The sequence below is a fragment of the Neoalteromonas facilis genome (genome assembly GCF_002807665.1).
GTDB classification, from domain to species: Bacteria; Pseudomonadota; Gammaproteobacteria; order Enterobacterales; family Alteromonadaceae; genus Alteromonas_E; species Alteromonas_E facilis.
The window spans coordinates 1104702-1119030 of the sequence record NZ_PEAY01000001.1 but is presented as its reverse complement, the minus strand read 5'-3'; the positions used below and the strand labels follow the sequence as shown (position 1 = coordinate 1119030).

At 45.0% G+C, this 14329-nt stretch carries 15 protein-coding genes and 3 tRNA genes; 16 read left to right on the top strand and 2 right to left on the bottom strand.

What is annotated here, in order from left to right:
* Positions 1-38: 38 nt before the first annotated feature.
* Positions 39-1184 carry a GNAT family N-acetyltransferase gene (locus CSH93_RS05105; RefSeq protein ID WP_100642095.1) on the bottom strand — a complete coding sequence of 382 codons (1146 nt, stop codon included), beginning with the start codon at positions 1182-1184 and terminating at the stop codon, positions 39-41.
* Positions 1185-1255: 71 nt separating this feature from the next.
* Between CSH93_RS05105 and CSH93_RS05100 the strand changes: the two genes are divergently transcribed.
* From CSH93_RS05100 to CSH93_RS05035, 14 genes are all read left to right on the top strand, one after another.
* Positions 1256-1729, top strand: a complete 474-nt coding sequence (locus CSH93_RS05100; protein ID WP_100642094.1) for a regulatory protein RecX — start codon at positions 1256-1258, stop codon at positions 1727-1729.
* Positions 1730-1827: 98 nt separating this feature from the next.
* Complete coding sequence (alaS, locus tag CSH93_RS05095; protein WP_100642093.1) at positions 1828-4425, top strand: alanine--tRNA ligase; 2598 nt, start codon at positions 1828-1830, stop codon at positions 4423-4425.
* 123 nt (positions 4426-4548) lie between these two features.
* On the top strand, positions 4549-4749 hold the full coding sequence (gene csrA, locus CSH93_RS05090; protein ID WP_100642092.1) for a carbon storage regulator CsrA: 201 nt from the start codon (positions 4549-4551) through the stop codon (positions 4747-4749).
* A 200-nt stretch (positions 4750-4949) separates the two neighbouring features.
* Positions 4950-5040, top strand: a tRNA-Ser gene (locus CSH93_RS05085).
* A gap of 12 nt (positions 5041-5052) precedes the next feature.
* Positions 5053-5129: transfer RNA gene (locus tag CSH93_RS05080), tRNA-Arg, on the top strand.
* A gap of 41 nt (positions 5130-5170) precedes the next feature.
* Positions 5171-5247: transfer RNA gene (locus CSH93_RS05075), tRNA-Arg, on the top strand.
* Between the two features lie 332 nt (positions 5248-5579).
* Positions 5580-6239 carry a response regulator gene (locus CSH93_RS05070; RefSeq protein WP_100642091.1) on the top strand — a complete coding sequence of 220 codons (660 nt, stop codon included), beginning with the start codon at positions 5580-5582 and terminating at the stop codon, positions 6237-6239.
* Positions 6239-7588, top strand: a complete 1350-nt coding sequence (locus CSH93_RS05065; protein ID WP_100642090.1) for a sensor histidine kinase — start codon at positions 6239-6241, stop codon at positions 7586-7588. The genes CSH93_RS05070 and CSH93_RS05065 overlap by 1 nt, the downstream gene beginning before the upstream one ends.
* Positions 7585-7941 carry a cupredoxin domain-containing protein gene (locus CSH93_RS05060; RefSeq protein ID WP_100642089.1) on the top strand — a complete coding sequence of 119 codons (357 nt, stop codon included), beginning with the start codon at positions 7585-7587 and terminating at the stop codon, positions 7939-7941. The genes CSH93_RS05065 and CSH93_RS05060 overlap by 4 nt, the downstream gene beginning before the upstream one ends.
* Positions 7931-8719: a hypothetical protein gene (locus CSH93_RS05055; RefSeq protein ID WP_100642088.1), complete on the top strand. Its 789-nt coding sequence runs from the start codon at positions 7931-7933 to the stop codon at positions 8717-8719. The genes CSH93_RS05060 and CSH93_RS05055 overlap by 11 nt, the downstream gene beginning before the upstream one ends.
* Positions 8706-9407, top strand: coding sequence for a hypothetical protein (locus CSH93_RS05050; RefSeq protein WP_100642087.1), 702 nt, complete (start codon positions 8706-8708; stop codon positions 9405-9407). Before CSH93_RS05055 ends, CSH93_RS05050 begins: the two co-directional genes overlap by 14 nt.
* A gap of 179 nt (positions 9408-9586) precedes the next feature.
* Positions 9587-9847, top strand: a complete 261-nt coding sequence (locus CSH93_RS05045) for an OadG family protein (protein ID WP_100642086.1) — start codon at positions 9587-9589, stop codon at positions 9845-9847.
* 15 nt (positions 9848-9862) lie between these two features.
* Positions 9863-11647 (top strand): sodium-extruding oxaloacetate decarboxylase subunit alpha, encoded by a 1785-nt coding sequence (gene oadA, locus CSH93_RS05040; RefSeq protein WP_100642085.1) that lies wholly within the window; start codon positions 9863-9865, stop codon positions 11645-11647.
* Positions 11648-11649: 2 nt separating this feature from the next.
* Positions 11650-12780, top strand: a complete 1131-nt coding sequence (locus CSH93_RS05035; protein WP_100642084.1) for a sodium ion-translocating decarboxylase subunit beta — start codon at positions 11650-11652, stop codon at positions 12778-12780.
* A gap of 176 nt (positions 12781-12956) precedes the next feature.
* Here CSH93_RS05035 and CSH93_RS05030 read toward each other — a convergent pair whose 3' ends face one another.
* The gene (locus CSH93_RS05030) at positions 12957-13481 is read right to left on the bottom strand and encodes a winged helix-turn-helix transcriptional regulator (RefSeq protein ID WP_100642083.1); all 525 of its coding nucleotides are present in this window, start codon (positions 13479-13481) and stop codon (positions 12957-12959) included.
* A gap of 113 nt (positions 13482-13594) precedes the next feature.
* On the opposite strand from CSH93_RS05030, the gene CSH93_RS05025 reads away from it, so the two are divergent.
* Together CSH93_RS05025 and CSH93_RS17820 are read left to right on the top strand one after the other, a co-directional pair.
* The gene (locus CSH93_RS05025; RefSeq protein WP_100642082.1) at positions 13595-13963 is read left to right on the top strand and encodes a hypothetical protein; all 369 of its coding nucleotides are present in this window, start codon (positions 13595-13597) and stop codon (positions 13961-13963) included.
* A gap of 71 nt (positions 13964-14034) precedes the next feature.
* Positions 14035-14274 (top strand): hypothetical protein, encoded by a 240-nt coding sequence (locus CSH93_RS17820; RefSeq protein ID WP_124748937.1) that lies wholly within the window; start codon positions 14035-14037, stop codon positions 14272-14274.
* The last annotated feature ends 55 nt before the right edge of the window (positions 14275-14329 follow it).

Here is a 14329-nt window from a genome sequence, read left to right as displayed (position 1 = left end):
TTCCTGTGTTTCATTGGGTGATTTAAACATGGCGTTTATCACTCTGTTTTCTTAAAAGGCACAAAATCTTGTGCTTGAGCAAAATACTTTTCTATCGAATCTCGTTCTTGCTCGGTATACCGCGAGACTGCATCGTGAAAAGCAGGCTCACAACAATGATGGAAAGAATGGCACATGATAGGTTCGAAACCGCGCAATAGCTTGTGCTCTCCCTGGGTACCAGGATTAAACAGCGCTAACTCGTTTGCGATCGCGAACTCAATACCTTGATAGTAGCAACACTCGAAATGTAAGCCGTCTATATCTTCCAACGCACCCCAATATCGACCAAAAAGCCCTGATTCGTTGTAAAAGTAGAGGGCCGAGGCGATGGGTTGTTGCTCTTTATACGCCATTACCACCATCATCGCATCCTTTAAATTATCATAAAGTGCAACAAAAAATTCGTGATTGAGATAACCCGCATGCCCGCTGCGTTTAAAGTAAGTATTGCGGTAACAATGATAAAAAAACTCAATGTCTGACAATGCAAGCTCCGAGCCGCTCAATTGGCGAATGCTGACGCCTTGTTCACAAACCCTTCGTCTCTCTTTGCGAATATCTTTGCGTTTGCGGGAAGTAAAGCGAGCCATGAAATCGTCAAAAGACGTGTAGTCGAGGTTTTGCCATTGAAACTGAACCGAGCATCTCTGTGCTAGGTTCGTCGATTGGTAGGGCACCTGCTTTGGGAAATCAAATAACCAATGAAATGAAGACCAGTCTCGATCTTCGCACAGGTCACTGATGGCAACTGTTAGAAAAGCCAATACCGGCTGAATGTGCTCTGGCGCACACAACAATTTCGCCATCGTGACGGGGGTGAATGGAATTGCAACCAATAGTTTGGGGTAGTACTCAAGGCCATGTTGGTGATAAGCATTGGCCCATGCATGGTCAAACACATACTCTCCGTAACTATGATCTTTAGTATAAGCGGGTATGTAAGCGATATCAGTCTGTGACTGTGTATCGAAAACTCTAAGGTGTTTGGGGTGCCAGCCAGAGTCTGCGCCAACACTGCCGCTTCTTTCCATGGCACTTAAAAAAGCATACTGCAAAAAAGGCGGTTTATCTTGCGCCCACAGCTGCCAGCGTTCGGAGCATAGCTGAGTGATGGAATCGACAGTCTCTAACCCTAACTGCATGAGTACTTGTGCCCTGAAATTTATCTTTCTATCGTGAAATAACGCACACGATTGCTGGAAATAAGTGAACTATGCATAATGCCAACATGGAAGAAAAACAACAAATCTATCACTCTCTTATTCGCCTTCTCGCTCGTCGCGAGCATAGTCGTACAGAGCTAATACGCAAATTGCAGGCAAATGGTTTTGACCGCAATAAAGTCGATGACGTTTTGTCTGATATTCAACAGCAGGGGTTACAAAGTGATTCGCGTTACATCGAAATGATGGTGCGTTCTGCGGCATTAAAGGGGCATGGCGAAATGCGACTTATGCAACAATTGCAACAAAACGGCATTTCCCGTGCCGAAGTCCAAACCTGTCTAGAGAATGCTGACATAGACTGGTGGGCATTGGCACTGCAAGCAAAGCAAAAGAAATTTGGTGAACTACCAGAGCAAGATTTCAAGCTGAAGCAAAAGCAGCAACGATTTTTGGCTGGCAGAGGTTTTACCTTGGAGCAAATAAATTACGCGATTCACTTTAATCCTGAATCTGATGCTTAACAGGCATAAGGGATTCATGCTATCTTTGCGCCCTTAATTATGGGTTACTGCGCGTAGCGCGGGCATTTTTTTAATTCAACCACAACACAGGATTTTTCATGACGCTATCAACCGCTCAGATTCGAGGTAAGTTCATCGACTTCTTTGCTAAACAAGGTCACCAAGCGGTGGCAAGCTCTTCGTTGATCCCACATGATGATCCTACGCTTTTATTCACAAACGCAGGCATGAATCAGTTCAAAGATGTATTTCTAGGCACTGATAAACGTAGTTATTCTCGCGCAGTATCGTCACAGCGTTGTGTGCGGGCAGGTGGAAAGCACAACGATTTAGATAACGTAGGTTACACCGCGCGTCACCACACGTTTTTTGAAATGCTGGGGAATTTCAGCTTCGGTGATTATTTCAAAAAAGAGGCGATTCAATTTGCGTGGACTTTCTTAACTGACGAATTACAGCTACCCAAAGAGAAGTTATTGGTAACCGTGTATTCTGAAGATGATGAAGCGTACAACATTTGGTTGAATGATATCGGCGTCCCTGCTGAGAAAATTATACGTATTTCCACCTCCGACAATTTCTGGTCGATGGGAGATACAGGTCCTTGCGGTCCATGTTCAGAGATATTTTATGACCATGGCGAACATATTTGGGGCGGCCCTCCCGGCTCACCAGAAGAAGACGGTGACCGATTTATTGAAATTTGGAACTTGGTATTCATGCAATTCAACCGTCAAGCAAACGGTGACATGGAGCCTTTGCCGCGGCCATCGATTGATACCGGTATGGGGTTAGAGCGTATCAGCGCTATTTTGCAAAACGTTCATAGCAACTATGAGATTGATCTATTCCAAGCGCTGATTAAAGGTGCTGCCGATATTGTAGGCACTAATGATTTAGAAGATAAATCGTTGCGTGTTATTGCTGACCATATTCGCTCTTGTAGCTTTTTGATCTGTGATGGTGCGATGCCATCGAATGAAGGACGCGGTTACGTGCTTCGTCGAATTATTCGTCGTGCGGTTCGCCACGGTTACAAACTCGGCGCGAAGGATATTTTCTTTTACAAATTAGTCGACGTTTTGTGTCAGCAAATGGGCGATGCGTATCCTGAACTGAATGAACAAAAAGTCGTAATCGAAAAGGTTCTACGTGTTGAAGAGGAGCAGTTTAGCCGAACCTTAGAGCGCGGCATGAACTTGCTTAATCAAGCGTTAGAAGAGCTTAATGGCGATACGGTACCGGGTGAAGTTGTATTTAAGCTTTATGATACTTATGGCTTCCCTGCAGACTTAACAGCGGATGTTGCGCGTGAAAAAGGTTTCACTATCGATGAAGCCGGTTTTGAGCAAAACATGCAGCAACAACGCGAAAGAGCTCAACAGTCAAGCCAATTTGGTGCTGACTATGCCAACGTAGTGAGCGTTGACAGCGTGACGCAATTTACTGGCTATGAGCAGGTAGAATCAACCAGTGTTGTCGAAGCGATTATTGTCGATGGTGAAAAAGTTGATAGTGCAACAGATGCAAAAGACGTATTGGTTATCTTGGATTCTACACCGTTTTACGCTGAATCAGGTGGCCAAGTAGGTGATACCGGAACGTTAACGGGAGAGCAGTCTTCAGTCGCTATTGTAGATACCATAAAGCTAGGTGCAGCATTTGCGCATAAAGGTACTATTCAAGGCACCTTATCAGTCGGTGACAGCGTTAATGCCAAGATCGATGCAGCATTACGCCAAAGCATTAAGTTAAACCACAGTGCGACCCACTTAGTGCACGCAGCGTTACGCAAAGTACTCGGCGAGCATGTGAGTCAAAAAGGGAGCTTAGTGGATAGCGAAAAGCTTCGTTTTGACTTTTCTCATTTTGAATCAGTGAGTGAAGAGCAGTTACTCACGATTGAACGCATGGTGAATCAACAAATTCGCGCAAACCATACGTTAACAACGCGTTTAATGGATTTAGAAGAAGCCAAAGCGGCCGGAGCAATGGCGCTGTTTGGTGAAAAGTATGACGATGAAGTGCGCGTAATCACTATGGGCGATTTCTCAATCGAACTGTGTGGTGGAACTCACGTTGAACGCACGGGTGATATTGGTTTATTTAAGATTGTTTCTGAAAGCGGTATTGCATCAGGGGTTCGCCGACTAGAAGCGATTACCGGTGATGCTGCACTTGCATATATTCAGCAGCAACAAGCGCGTGTTGCGCAGATTGCACAATTGGTTAAAGCGGAACCGAGTGCAGTGATTGATCGTGTTAAAGGCCTTCTTCAGTCAACTCGAGACTTGGAAAAAACAAATCAGCAATTAACCCAGAAGCTAAATGCTCAAAAGGGCGCTGATGTTTTATCTAAGGCGGTTGATATCAACGGTGTTAAAGTATTAGTGACTGAAATGCCGGGGATTGAGAGTAAGGCATTGCGCGGTATTCTCGATGATCTGAAGAATAAGATGGGATCTGGTGTTATCTGTATCGGCACCGCAAGTGACGATAAAGTTGGCCTAATTGCTGGCGTAACACAAGATTTAATCAGCAAGGTTAAAGCCGGAGAACTGGTGAACCACGTAGCCGCACAAGTGGGTGGCAAAGGTGGCGGAAGACCTGATATGGCGCAAGCAGGAGGTTCTCAACCAGAAAACTTGGCAAAAGCGCTAGATTCAGTCAATACTTGGTTACAGGATAGGCTGTAAAATTAGTGAGTGGTTTGCAGTGACATCAAACCACATGGAGCACTATCGCTAGTGGCTTGAGCTGAGTCGTTAGCGTTGAAACGAAAGGATGTGACTTAACAATTAAGGAACAGGAGCAATAGAATGCTTATTTTGACCCGTCGTGTAGGTGAAACATTAATGGTTGGTGACGAAGTAACCGTTACCGTACTTGGTGTAAAAGGTAATCAGGTTCGTATCGGTGTGAATGCACCCAAAGAGGTTTCTGTGCATAGAGAAGAAATCTACATGCGAATTCAAGCGGAAAAGGGTGGTAACGGTTCGAAATCCGCTGACAGCGAATAATTTCTGCAAGTGATAAGAAAGCCGAGTTAAATATGACTTGGCTTTTTTTATGCCTGTATTTTGTGTGAAGAATGTACGGCGATTGTGCGATTTTTATCGCTTTATAGTTCAATTGGTTAAAATATCTTCGACCCGTCATTTATACGCTAAAAAAGCGTTGACTTCCCTTTGTGAATCATTAAACTGCGACTCCACATTTTGGAGAGGTGGGTGAGTGGCTGAAACCAGTTCCCTGCTAAGGAACCATACGTATTGCGCGTATCGAGGGTTCGAATCCCTCCCTCTCCGCCATTGTGCCTGTACGCGTGTGTAGCTCAGCTGGATAGAGTACCTGGCTACGAACCAGGCGGTCGGAGGTTCGAATCCTTCCACACGCGCCACTTGCTTAATGGTATAAATGGTCTAAATTGAAAGTATCTGCGCGTGTGTAGCTCAGCTGGATAGAGTACCTGGCTACGAACCAGGCGGTCGGAGGTTCGAATCCTTCCACACGCGCCATTCCCCCTAATTTAAGTTATTCCATGGCTAGGGCGTTCGGCCCGGTGACCGGAGAGGTGAACCCTTCCACACGCGCCATTCCCTCTAATTTAAGTTATTCCATGGCTAGGGCGTTCGGCCCGGTGACCGGAGAGGTGAACCCTTCCACACGCGCCACTCCCCCTAATTTAAGCCATTCCATGGCTAGGGCGTTCGGCCCCATTCTAATGCGGCATTCTTCCTGATATTTCTCAAAACTTAAGTTAACCTTAAGGTAGGCTATGTAATTTACTGCACGTGGAAATAGTCTCCGCTATTATCCATATTGATGTTGCAAAGGAGACTACACATCAATGCGAATTTTATTGGTTGAGGATGATGCACCATTAGCCGAAGGGCTTAAACGCTCTTTAAAGCGAGAGCAATACAGTGTGGATTGGGTTGATACGGGCAAATATGCCATCAATGCGATTACCACTAAGACTGCAGATATGGTGATCTTAGATCTAGGGTTGCCAGATATGGATGGTTTGGATGTCCTAAAATTATCTAAGCGCACCGACCCAAACCTTCCTGTACTCGTATTAACGGCCAGAGATGGTATTGATAGCAAAGTCAAAGGGCTTGATTTAGGCGCTGATGATTATCTAGCGAAGCCCTTTGATATGGCAGAATTGCTGGCGCGCATAAGAGTAATAGAAAGGCGCCTTGGTACCGCTAATACTTCTATTATCGAAATCAATGGCGTCACGTTAGATACCGCAGCCAACCAAGTATCCATTCAAGGTAGTCCGGTGCCATTATCTCGTCGTGAATACATGATCGTTAAGTCTCTGATCGAGGGGGCTGGTCGAATCCAATCAAAGACGCAGCTCGAAACCAAGTTGTATGAATGGGGGGAAGAGGTGAGCAGTAACACGATTGAAGTGCATGTTCACAATGCGCGCAAGAAATTGCCGGACGGTTTTATTCAGACTGTACGGGGCGTTGGTTACGTGGTGAGAACTCAATAGTGTCGATTAAACGTCAACTGACGTTGTTAACCATATCTGTTGTTGTGCTAGCAACATTTTTTGCTGCGCTCCATGGTTACCGAAATAGCCTCAAGCAACTGGATAACATCTTTGACCAAGAATTGCATACAGTCGCTAGCCTTTTGATGAACCTGGTCGACTCAGGCTCAACAATTCCTATCACCTTCGATGGCGAAATCGGTTTTCAGGTTTTCCAAAAAGGAGAAATGACTCACACCAGTACTAATGCAACAAGTCGACCCGTGTCTAATACAGCTGAGGGGTTTTCGATTCAAAACCATCAGGGTAAACGATGGCGCGTATTTGTAATCGAACAATCGGATGTGAAAGTCGTGACGATGCAACCGTTAAACCTACGGGCGGCCTCAGCAGAGTCAATATTGTTGGTCACTATTACACCACTTGTGGTAGTGATCCCGATAATCGCACTGTTAATTTACTATATTATCAACCGAAGCTTGTCAGGGCTTACGAGTTTGTCTACTCAATTAAAGAGAAAAACTGCAGATGATCTGACGACTATAACCTTAATCGATACACCTGATGAGCTGGCACCGGTTCTATCGCGTCTGAATAATCTATTTGTACGTTTGGAGCAAGCGTTTGAGCGTGAAAGGCAACTAACGGCTAATGCTGCTCATGAGTTACGTACGCCAGTTAGTGTGTTGACCTTAACAGCTCACAACATGCAACAAGACTTTGAGAACGAGCAATTAACCTCTGCAGCCTTTAGTGAGCTAAAACAAAACATTCAGCGCATGGCACACGTTATAGAGCAAATGATAGCGTTGTATCGATTTACGCCTGAGCAGTTTGCTCGCGAAAAGCAGCCAGTTGAACTCCAACGCGTGTTGCAGGATGTGATCAGTAATAACTTTACAGATCTCGACAATCATCAGCAAACGATTGAATTGAATGCGTCAGAGGCAACTGTTTTGGGAGAGCCGTTCGCGCTCAATACTTTGTTTGAGAATATATTGCGTAACTCAATTAAATACTCAGGCAACGCAACACAAATTAAAGTGTCAGTTGAGCGTGATAACGACGTCACTACTGTTGTGATAGAAGACTCAGGGAAGGGGATTGAAGATGCGCAACTGGACAAAATATTTGAACGTTTTTATCGCGTAGAAGCGACCCAAAAGCGAGAAAAAGGTTCTGGCTTAGGTTTGTCTATCGCATGGCATATTATGGCACTACACCATGGCAAAATTTGGTGCTCGCGCTCATCGTTAGGCGGATTAAAAACAACCATGCAATTTCCGCATGTTCCTGCTGAAAGTGAAACGAAATTGCACCAACCTCCGCCGCTAGAGGGAGAGTCATGAAACGCCGTTTCAGCCGCTACGTGAGCGGGTTAATGCTATGGTGTCTTGGCGTCATGTCTGCCTGGGCAGAGACGCCCGTATTTCGACTTGAGCTTCGCGAAAATACCTTTACGCCATCAGAGTTAGTTATTCCGGCTAACACTAAGGTTCGCTTGGTCATTACCAATATGGATGACACCGCCGAAGAGTTTGATAGCTTTGACCTAAATCGTGAACGGGTAATTTTTGCCAATAGCAGTTCAACCATATTTATCGGGCCACTGCCTCCTGGCCGCTATGAATATTTCGGTGAATACCACCCTGTATCAGCTCGAGGGTTTGTTGTCGTTGAGGAGGTACAAAGTGTTAACTAATACAGTGATTGTCTTCCTGAGGGATTTTTTGCCAATCTTTATTTTGCTGACTTACTTGACCGTATTTACCCGGGCACCAATGTTTTCTATGCGTGTCTGGGCACCCTGGGTTATCCCTGGTCTCTTACTCGCCTTTGCTGGGCTTACAATTATTGAAGCCATTGCACAAACATTTGACGGAGCAGGGTTGGAAATTACCAACAGCGCACTACTTCTGCTTAGTTTTGTCGCATTGCTTGTAGCCTCTATTATGTTGATGCATGAAAGCAAAAATAGGTCAGCGCAATGGATGTTGCTGTGTGGCACTTGCCTGTTTGTTACATACAAGTTGATTGAGCTATTTATCTTCTTTGGGGTGTTTTGGCAAAAAGTCGATTCGCTACAAGACCTGCTAATCGGCTGCATTGTTGGAGTGGGAATATGTGTTAGCTTTTCCGCACTTTTACACTTTTTGCTGACCGAATTGTTTGTGTCTCGTTTACGACACATCGTTATCGTCATGTGGTGTGCTTTTCTCGCCGGTCAGTTTGGACAAATCACAGGGTTGTTATCTCAAGTTGATTTGTTGTCGCTTGGGGCACCTGTGTTCAATTTTAATCAAGTTATTGCGGATAGCTCTGAATATGGGCATGTGCTAAATGCACTGGTTGGTTATGAAGCCTCTCCAACCTCTGGTTTTCTATGGGTTTACTTTATATGTTTCGCATGTGCAACAGCACTGTGTATAGGCTGGGACCGTATGTTGTCTCGCGGGTCTAGGAGCAATGAAAATGAATAGATGGCTCTATAGTTTAGGATTGGTAATCGTTTCCTTACAAGCGTTGGCTGATGGAATGGTGGTAGACAAGGTTTATCATCCTTATGTCACCGCTAACGAACAAGAGTTTGAGTGGCGATTTATGTCGAGTCAAACCGACAACGACAATGTGCTTGCCCAGCGATTAGGGTATGGGCAGGCCATCACTGAAAATGTTGCCGTAGAGTTTTATGTGTTTGGCGAGCGTGATGAACAATCTAATTTTGAAGTCGCCGGTTATGAAATTGAATCCCGATGGATGCTGACCCAACAAGGTCAATATTGGGCTGATTGGGGAGCGGTTTTTGAGTTTGAAAAACGTAAAGCTCTGGATGACTACGAAGCAACGGCAGGACTCATTTTTGAAAAGGAAATCGGCAGAACCAGTGTAACCATGAACCTCTTCTTAATACGGGAATGGGGCGAAACGGTCAAAAGTGAGTGGGAAACAGAGTTTAGGTTTCAATATCGTTACCGTTATCTTCCCGCTGTTCAGCCGTCGTTTGAACTATACTCAGGCGAAGACTTCATTGGTATAGGCCCCGGGTTTATGGGGGTTTACCGTATTGATGGTCAAGAGCAAATAAAATGGGAGTCAGGCTTTATTACTGAAATAGCGCATTCGGGTAAGAATCATACGTTGAGATTTGCCATTGAGTATGAGTTTTAATCAACGTGATTGTGATAAATATGTAAAAATAATGAATAAATACTGATTAAGTCGCTGCTTATTCGTTTTTATTTGAATTTATATGCTTTCTGCCTGCTCCGGTATGTTGCAAACAGTCTATCCCCATGTTACTTATGTAGCCACTAATCGTCGGGTAAAACACGCGCTAAGGATTTGTCATGCAAGCCGTTTCTTCCGTTTCTTCTCAATTGGCTGAAGCCGCTGTTTTAATGGGCGTGGGCATGCTTTTCGTGTTTGCGTTTTTAACCTTGTTGATCCTGGCTATGGGTGGGCTCAAGCGTTTTGTCGCTCAATTCCCTGGGCAGACAGAGCAAACAACAAGCGCCTCGAAGTCTACCCAACCTGTCGATAAACCTGAGCAAGCGGTGATTGCTGCTATTAGTGCTGCTATCCATCAATACCGACAATCTAAAGATTAATTCCAAGGAGTTTTTATGCGCAAGCCATTAGCGTTAACTGAGTTGGTGCTCAGAGATGCTCATCAGTCATTATTGGCTACACGGATGCGAATAGAGGATATGTTACCTATTGCTGAACAGCTCGATAAAGCAGGGTATTGGTCGGTTGAATCGTGGGGCGGGGCTACGTTTGATGCGTGTATTCGATATTTAGGAGAAGATCCCTGGGAGCGTATTAGAGCGCTGAAAGCGGCTATGCCGAATACGCGTCAACAGATGTTGTTACGCGGGCAAAACCTTCTAGGTTATCGACACTATGCTGATGATGTTGTCGCTAAATTTGTTGAGCGCGCGCATCAAAATGGTGTGGATGTGTTTCGTATATTCGATGCCATGAATGATGTGCGGAATTTAAAAACGGCGATTAAGACGGCCGTTGATATCGGGGCACATGCCCAAGGCACAATTTCTTATACCGTTAGCCCGGTGCACACCCTCGACATGTGGCTGGACATGGCAAAAGCACTTGAGGATTTAGGGGTCCATTCCATTTGTATTAAAGATATGGCGGGTCTACTAAAGCCTTATGAGTGTGAAACCTTGATCTTAAAGCTCAAACAAACAGTCGATGTGCCAATCGCCATGCAGTGTCATGCTACGACGGGGCTAAGTACAGCAACTTATCAGAAGGCAATCGATGCTGGCATTGATATGCTGGATACTGCGATATCCCCTATGAGTATGACCTATGGCCATACTGCGACTGAAACCATAGTCGCTATTCTTCAAGACAGCGAAAGAGACACCGGCATATCATTAGACACATTGGCGCCTATTGCTGATTACTTCCGCGAGGTCAGAGCAAAGTATGCGAAGTTTGAAGGCAGCCTTAAAGGGGTTGATGCGCGTATTTTATCGGCACAAGTGCCCGGCGGTATGCTAACGAATATGGAAAGTCAGCTTAAAGAGCAGGGAGCAGAGGATAAATTTGCCGATGTTTTAGCTGAAATTCCGCGTGTAAGAGAAGATTTAGGCTATATCCCACTGGTAACGCCGACTTCGCAGATTGTGGGTACTCAAGCTGTAATGAACGTACTGTCCGGCGAGCGCTACAAAGGCATTAGCAAAGAAACAGCAGGCGTTCTCAAAGGAGAATATGGTGCAACACCTGCACCAGTCAATAATGCATTACAGTCTCGCGTCCTCGAGGGGGCTGAACCGATTACAGACCGTCCTGCAGATCATATTCCGCCTGAGCTGAGTAATTTACAGTCAGAACTTGAGCAATTAGCAAATGAAGAATCCTTTAGTCTTGCTCAAGAGATTGTGGATGACACCTTGACGTACGCATTGTTTCCACAAGTTGGGTTGAAGTTTCTTAAAAATCGAGGCAACAAAGATGCTTTTGAACCGGCGCCAAGTAAAGAGGAGCCTGCTGCAGCGCATTCAACTGCACAAGCTACCGCTTCGCCAAAAGATCAATCTGCGACATATGATGTGAATGTAAACGGCACCCTATATCATGTTGCCGTTGCGTCAAGTGGTGAGTTACAAGATGTTAAAGTGGCTGCTCCAGCAGCATCGCAAACGCCTCTCGCTACGTCATCTGAAGGTCAATCTGTAAACGCGCCTTTGTCAGGCAATATTTTAAAGATATTAGTAAAACCCGGTGAACAGGTTAACGAGGGAGACGTTGTTGTCATTCTAGAAGCCATGAAAATGGAAACTGAAGTTAGAAGTGCAATATCGGGCGTAGTGTCACTCATATCCATATCTGAAGGCGATACGGTTCAGTCTGGTCAAACGTTAATAGTGATGTAGTTATGGATAAATTATTGATCTTATGGCAAAGCACAGCACTTCCCCATTTTTCGCTTGGACAAGTGGTTATGATGGTGGTTGGCTTACTGTTGCTATACCTTGCGATCGTCAGAAAATTTGAACCCTTGCTACTTGTACCCATTGGTTTCGGTGCTTTACTCACAAATATTCCGTTAGCGGGATTCTCAGAGGCGGGTGGCCTACTGCATTATATTTATGAGGTCGGTATTGAAACTGGCGTATTCCCACTCCTGATCTTCATGGGCGTTGGGGCCATGACAGACTTTGGTGCATTGATTGCCAACCCGAGAATGTTGCTGCTAGGAGCAGCAGCCCAATTTGGTATATTTGCAACGTTGTTTGGCGCAATTGCTCTGAACGCCGTTCCCGGTTTTGAGTTCACCCTGAAAGACGCAGCCGCGATAGCCATCATTGGTGGTGCTGATGGGCCTACAGCAATCTTTCTGGCATCCAGATTAGCACCTGATCTACTCGGTGCTATAGCGGTTGCAGCCTATTCATACATGGCACTAGTACCGATTATTCAGCCACCCATTATGAAGGCTCTGACGAGTCCTGAAGAGCGTGCCATAAAGATGGAACAATTGCGGGTTGTGTCTCAGCGCGAAAAGATATTGTTTCCATTGGCGGTATTGTTGTTAACAATTTTGTTTCTGCCTACAGCAACCCCTTTAGTCGGTATGTTTTGTTTTGGGAACCTACTTCGTGAATGTGGAGTAGTGGATCGTTTAAGCAATACGGCACGCAATGAGCTGATCAATATTGTTACTATTTTCCTAGGTCTAGCGGTGGGCTCTAAGTTGTCTGCTGATAAATTTCTTACGGTTGAAACGCTGGGTATCTTAGCGCTTGGTGCAATTGCATTTGGAATTGGCACGGCTGCAGGTGTGTTGATGGCGAAAGTCATGAGTAAGTTGAGCGGTGGCTCTATCAACCCATTGATCGGTGCAGCAGGTGTTAGCGCTGTTCCCATGGCCGCTCGCGTAGTCAATAAAGTGGGGTTAGAGTCGAATCCGCATAATTTCCTGCTGATGCATGCAATGGGCCCCAACGTTGCTGGCGTGCTCGGCTCCGCGGTGGCCGCTGGGATCTTGTTATCTTTAGTGGGGTAAAGATACCCTTGCATTACTTAGCATATAAGTGAGGGGTAGGCTTTATCCCTCACAATCAAATTAATAGACTTTCCATTTAATGTGTTCTCCCAATAGATTCAGCAGGGATTATGGGAAAAATTTATACCGTAACTCCTCGCGCTCAAATGTGCTTTAGCGATAACGTTTATGGGTGTTTAACCTTCTTCATTAATCAATCGCTTATACAACATTTGGTCACCTTCACTCATGTCTCCGCGAGCATGTTTGGCTGCAATTCCGGGCCCCACTTTTAGTTTCATATTGTTAAGATTTAAAGGTTTATTGCAACAAGAGCAACACAGCGTTGGTGTCATCATATTGCCGCATTCTTGATGTTCATATTGCATCGGGATCCCATCGCCATCACACATCCATTTGTCGCCCCATTGAGCCAGCGTGATAAGCACTGGATATAGGTCGAGTCCTTTTTCCGTTAAGCGGTAATCAAAGCGATTGTATTTATCATCATAGAGATGCTTAAACACTAATCCCTCTTCAATTAAACGATTCAAGCGATCGGTCAGTCGGTGCTTCGTAATGCCCAATGATTTCTGTATATCCGAGAAGCGTCTAAGGCCCAAAAACAATTGACGAACGATGAGTAGTGTCCATCGATCACCAAAGACAGAAGAAGCTTTTGCAATGGAGCAGGTTTGCTCACTGATGTCTTCCCAACGCATACAAAACTTACCGTATAAAAATATTATTTTATAAGAATACTTGACAGGTTCCATTTTGCAACCAATAATCAAGGTTCCAAAATGAAACTCAATATAGCCAACAAGGAGGCGTCATGAATCGTTTGGGCATTTTAGGTATTACCGGATTACTTTTATTAACTTCGTTACCAACTTGGGCGCAGTCAAAAATTAGCCAAACACAGCTTAAACAGAGCGCAGTAACGTTATGTTCACAGGCTGCGGTTGAAACTTATGGTGAGGAAGCCATTGTAGCTATCAACAATCGCGTGGAATGGCACCGACCAGTAAGTCGACTTAGTTGGCATGATGGACTGGGAGCCAGTGTAAGGATCGTTTTAAAGGTTGAAGAATCAAACCTATCCAGAGTGGTTTGTTTGGTCGATCAGCGTCATAACGTTAGTTTGTTGAAGGATGGAGAGGCATCCATACTCGAAGCAGGCTTGCTAACGGCTAAGCAATAAAACACCCTCAGCGTTAAGCAAAATGGAATTGCACATAGTGTATTTAGGCTAGAATAAAATTGTTATCTAAAATGGTCGAATTACACTGTGTGCAAACGCCAAACGCCAAACGCCAAACGCCAAACGCCAAACGCCAAACGCCAAACGCCAAACGCCAAACGCCAAACGCCAAACGCCAAACGCCAAACGCCAAACGCCAAACGCCAAACGCCAAACGCCAAACGCTTGATGTTGTACCCCCTGTTATATGCAAGTATTCACATGATTTTGTGATGTATGACGTTAAAAGGGGAGGGCATCTCTTCTATTAAACGTGTTCAGTGAGAAATGTTCAGTTTACTTTGAGGTAAATTAGCTGCATCGTTC

Coding starts and splice junctions, on each gene's coding strand:
- CSH93_RS05105 (WP_100642095.1), bottom strand. CDS start 1,184: ATGCAGTTAGGGTTAGAGACTGTCGATTCCATCACTCAGCTATGCTCC.
- CSH93_RS05100 (WP_100642094.1), top strand. CDS start 1,256: ATGCATAATGCCAACATGGAAGAAAAACAACAAATCTATCACTCTCTT.
- alaS (WP_100642093.1), top strand. CDS start 1,828: ATGACGCTATCAACCGCTCAGATTCGAGGTAAGTTCATCGACTTCTTT.
- csrA (WP_100642092.1), top strand. CDS start 4,549: ATGCTTATTTTGACCCGTCGTGTAGGTGAAACATTAATGGTTGGTGAC.
- CSH93_RS05070 (WP_100642091.1), top strand. CDS start 5,580: ATGCGAATTTTATTGGTTGAGGATGATGCACCATTAGCCGAAGGGCTT.
- CSH93_RS05060 (WP_100642089.1), top strand. CDS start 7,585: ATGAAACGCCGTTTCAGCCGCTACGTGAGCGGGTTAATGCTATGGTGT.
- CSH93_RS05050 (WP_100642087.1), top strand. CDS start 8,706: ATGAAAATGAATAGATGGCTCTATAGTTTAGGATTGGTAATCGTTTCC.
- CSH93_RS05045 (WP_100642086.1), top strand. CDS start 9,587: ATGCAAGCCGTTTCTTCCGTTTCTTCTCAATTGGCTGAAGCCGCTGTT.
- oadA (WP_100642085.1), top strand. CDS start 9,863: ATGCGCAAGCCATTAGCGTTAACTGAGTTGGTGCTCAGAGATGCTCAT.
- CSH93_RS05035 (WP_100642084.1), top strand. CDS start 11,650: ATGGATAAATTATTGATCTTATGGCAAAGCACAGCACTTCCCCATTTT.
- CSH93_RS05030 (WP_100642083.1), bottom strand. CDS start 13,481: ATGCGTTGGGAAGACATCAGTGAGCAAACCTGCTCCATTGCAAAAGCT.
- CSH93_RS05025 (WP_100642082.1), top strand. CDS start 13,595: ATGAATCGTTTGGGCATTTTAGGTATTACCGGATTACTTTTATTAACT.
- CSH93_RS17820 (WP_124748937.1), top strand. CDS start 14,035: ATGGTCGAATTACACTGTGTGCAAACGCCAAACGCCAAACGCCAAACG.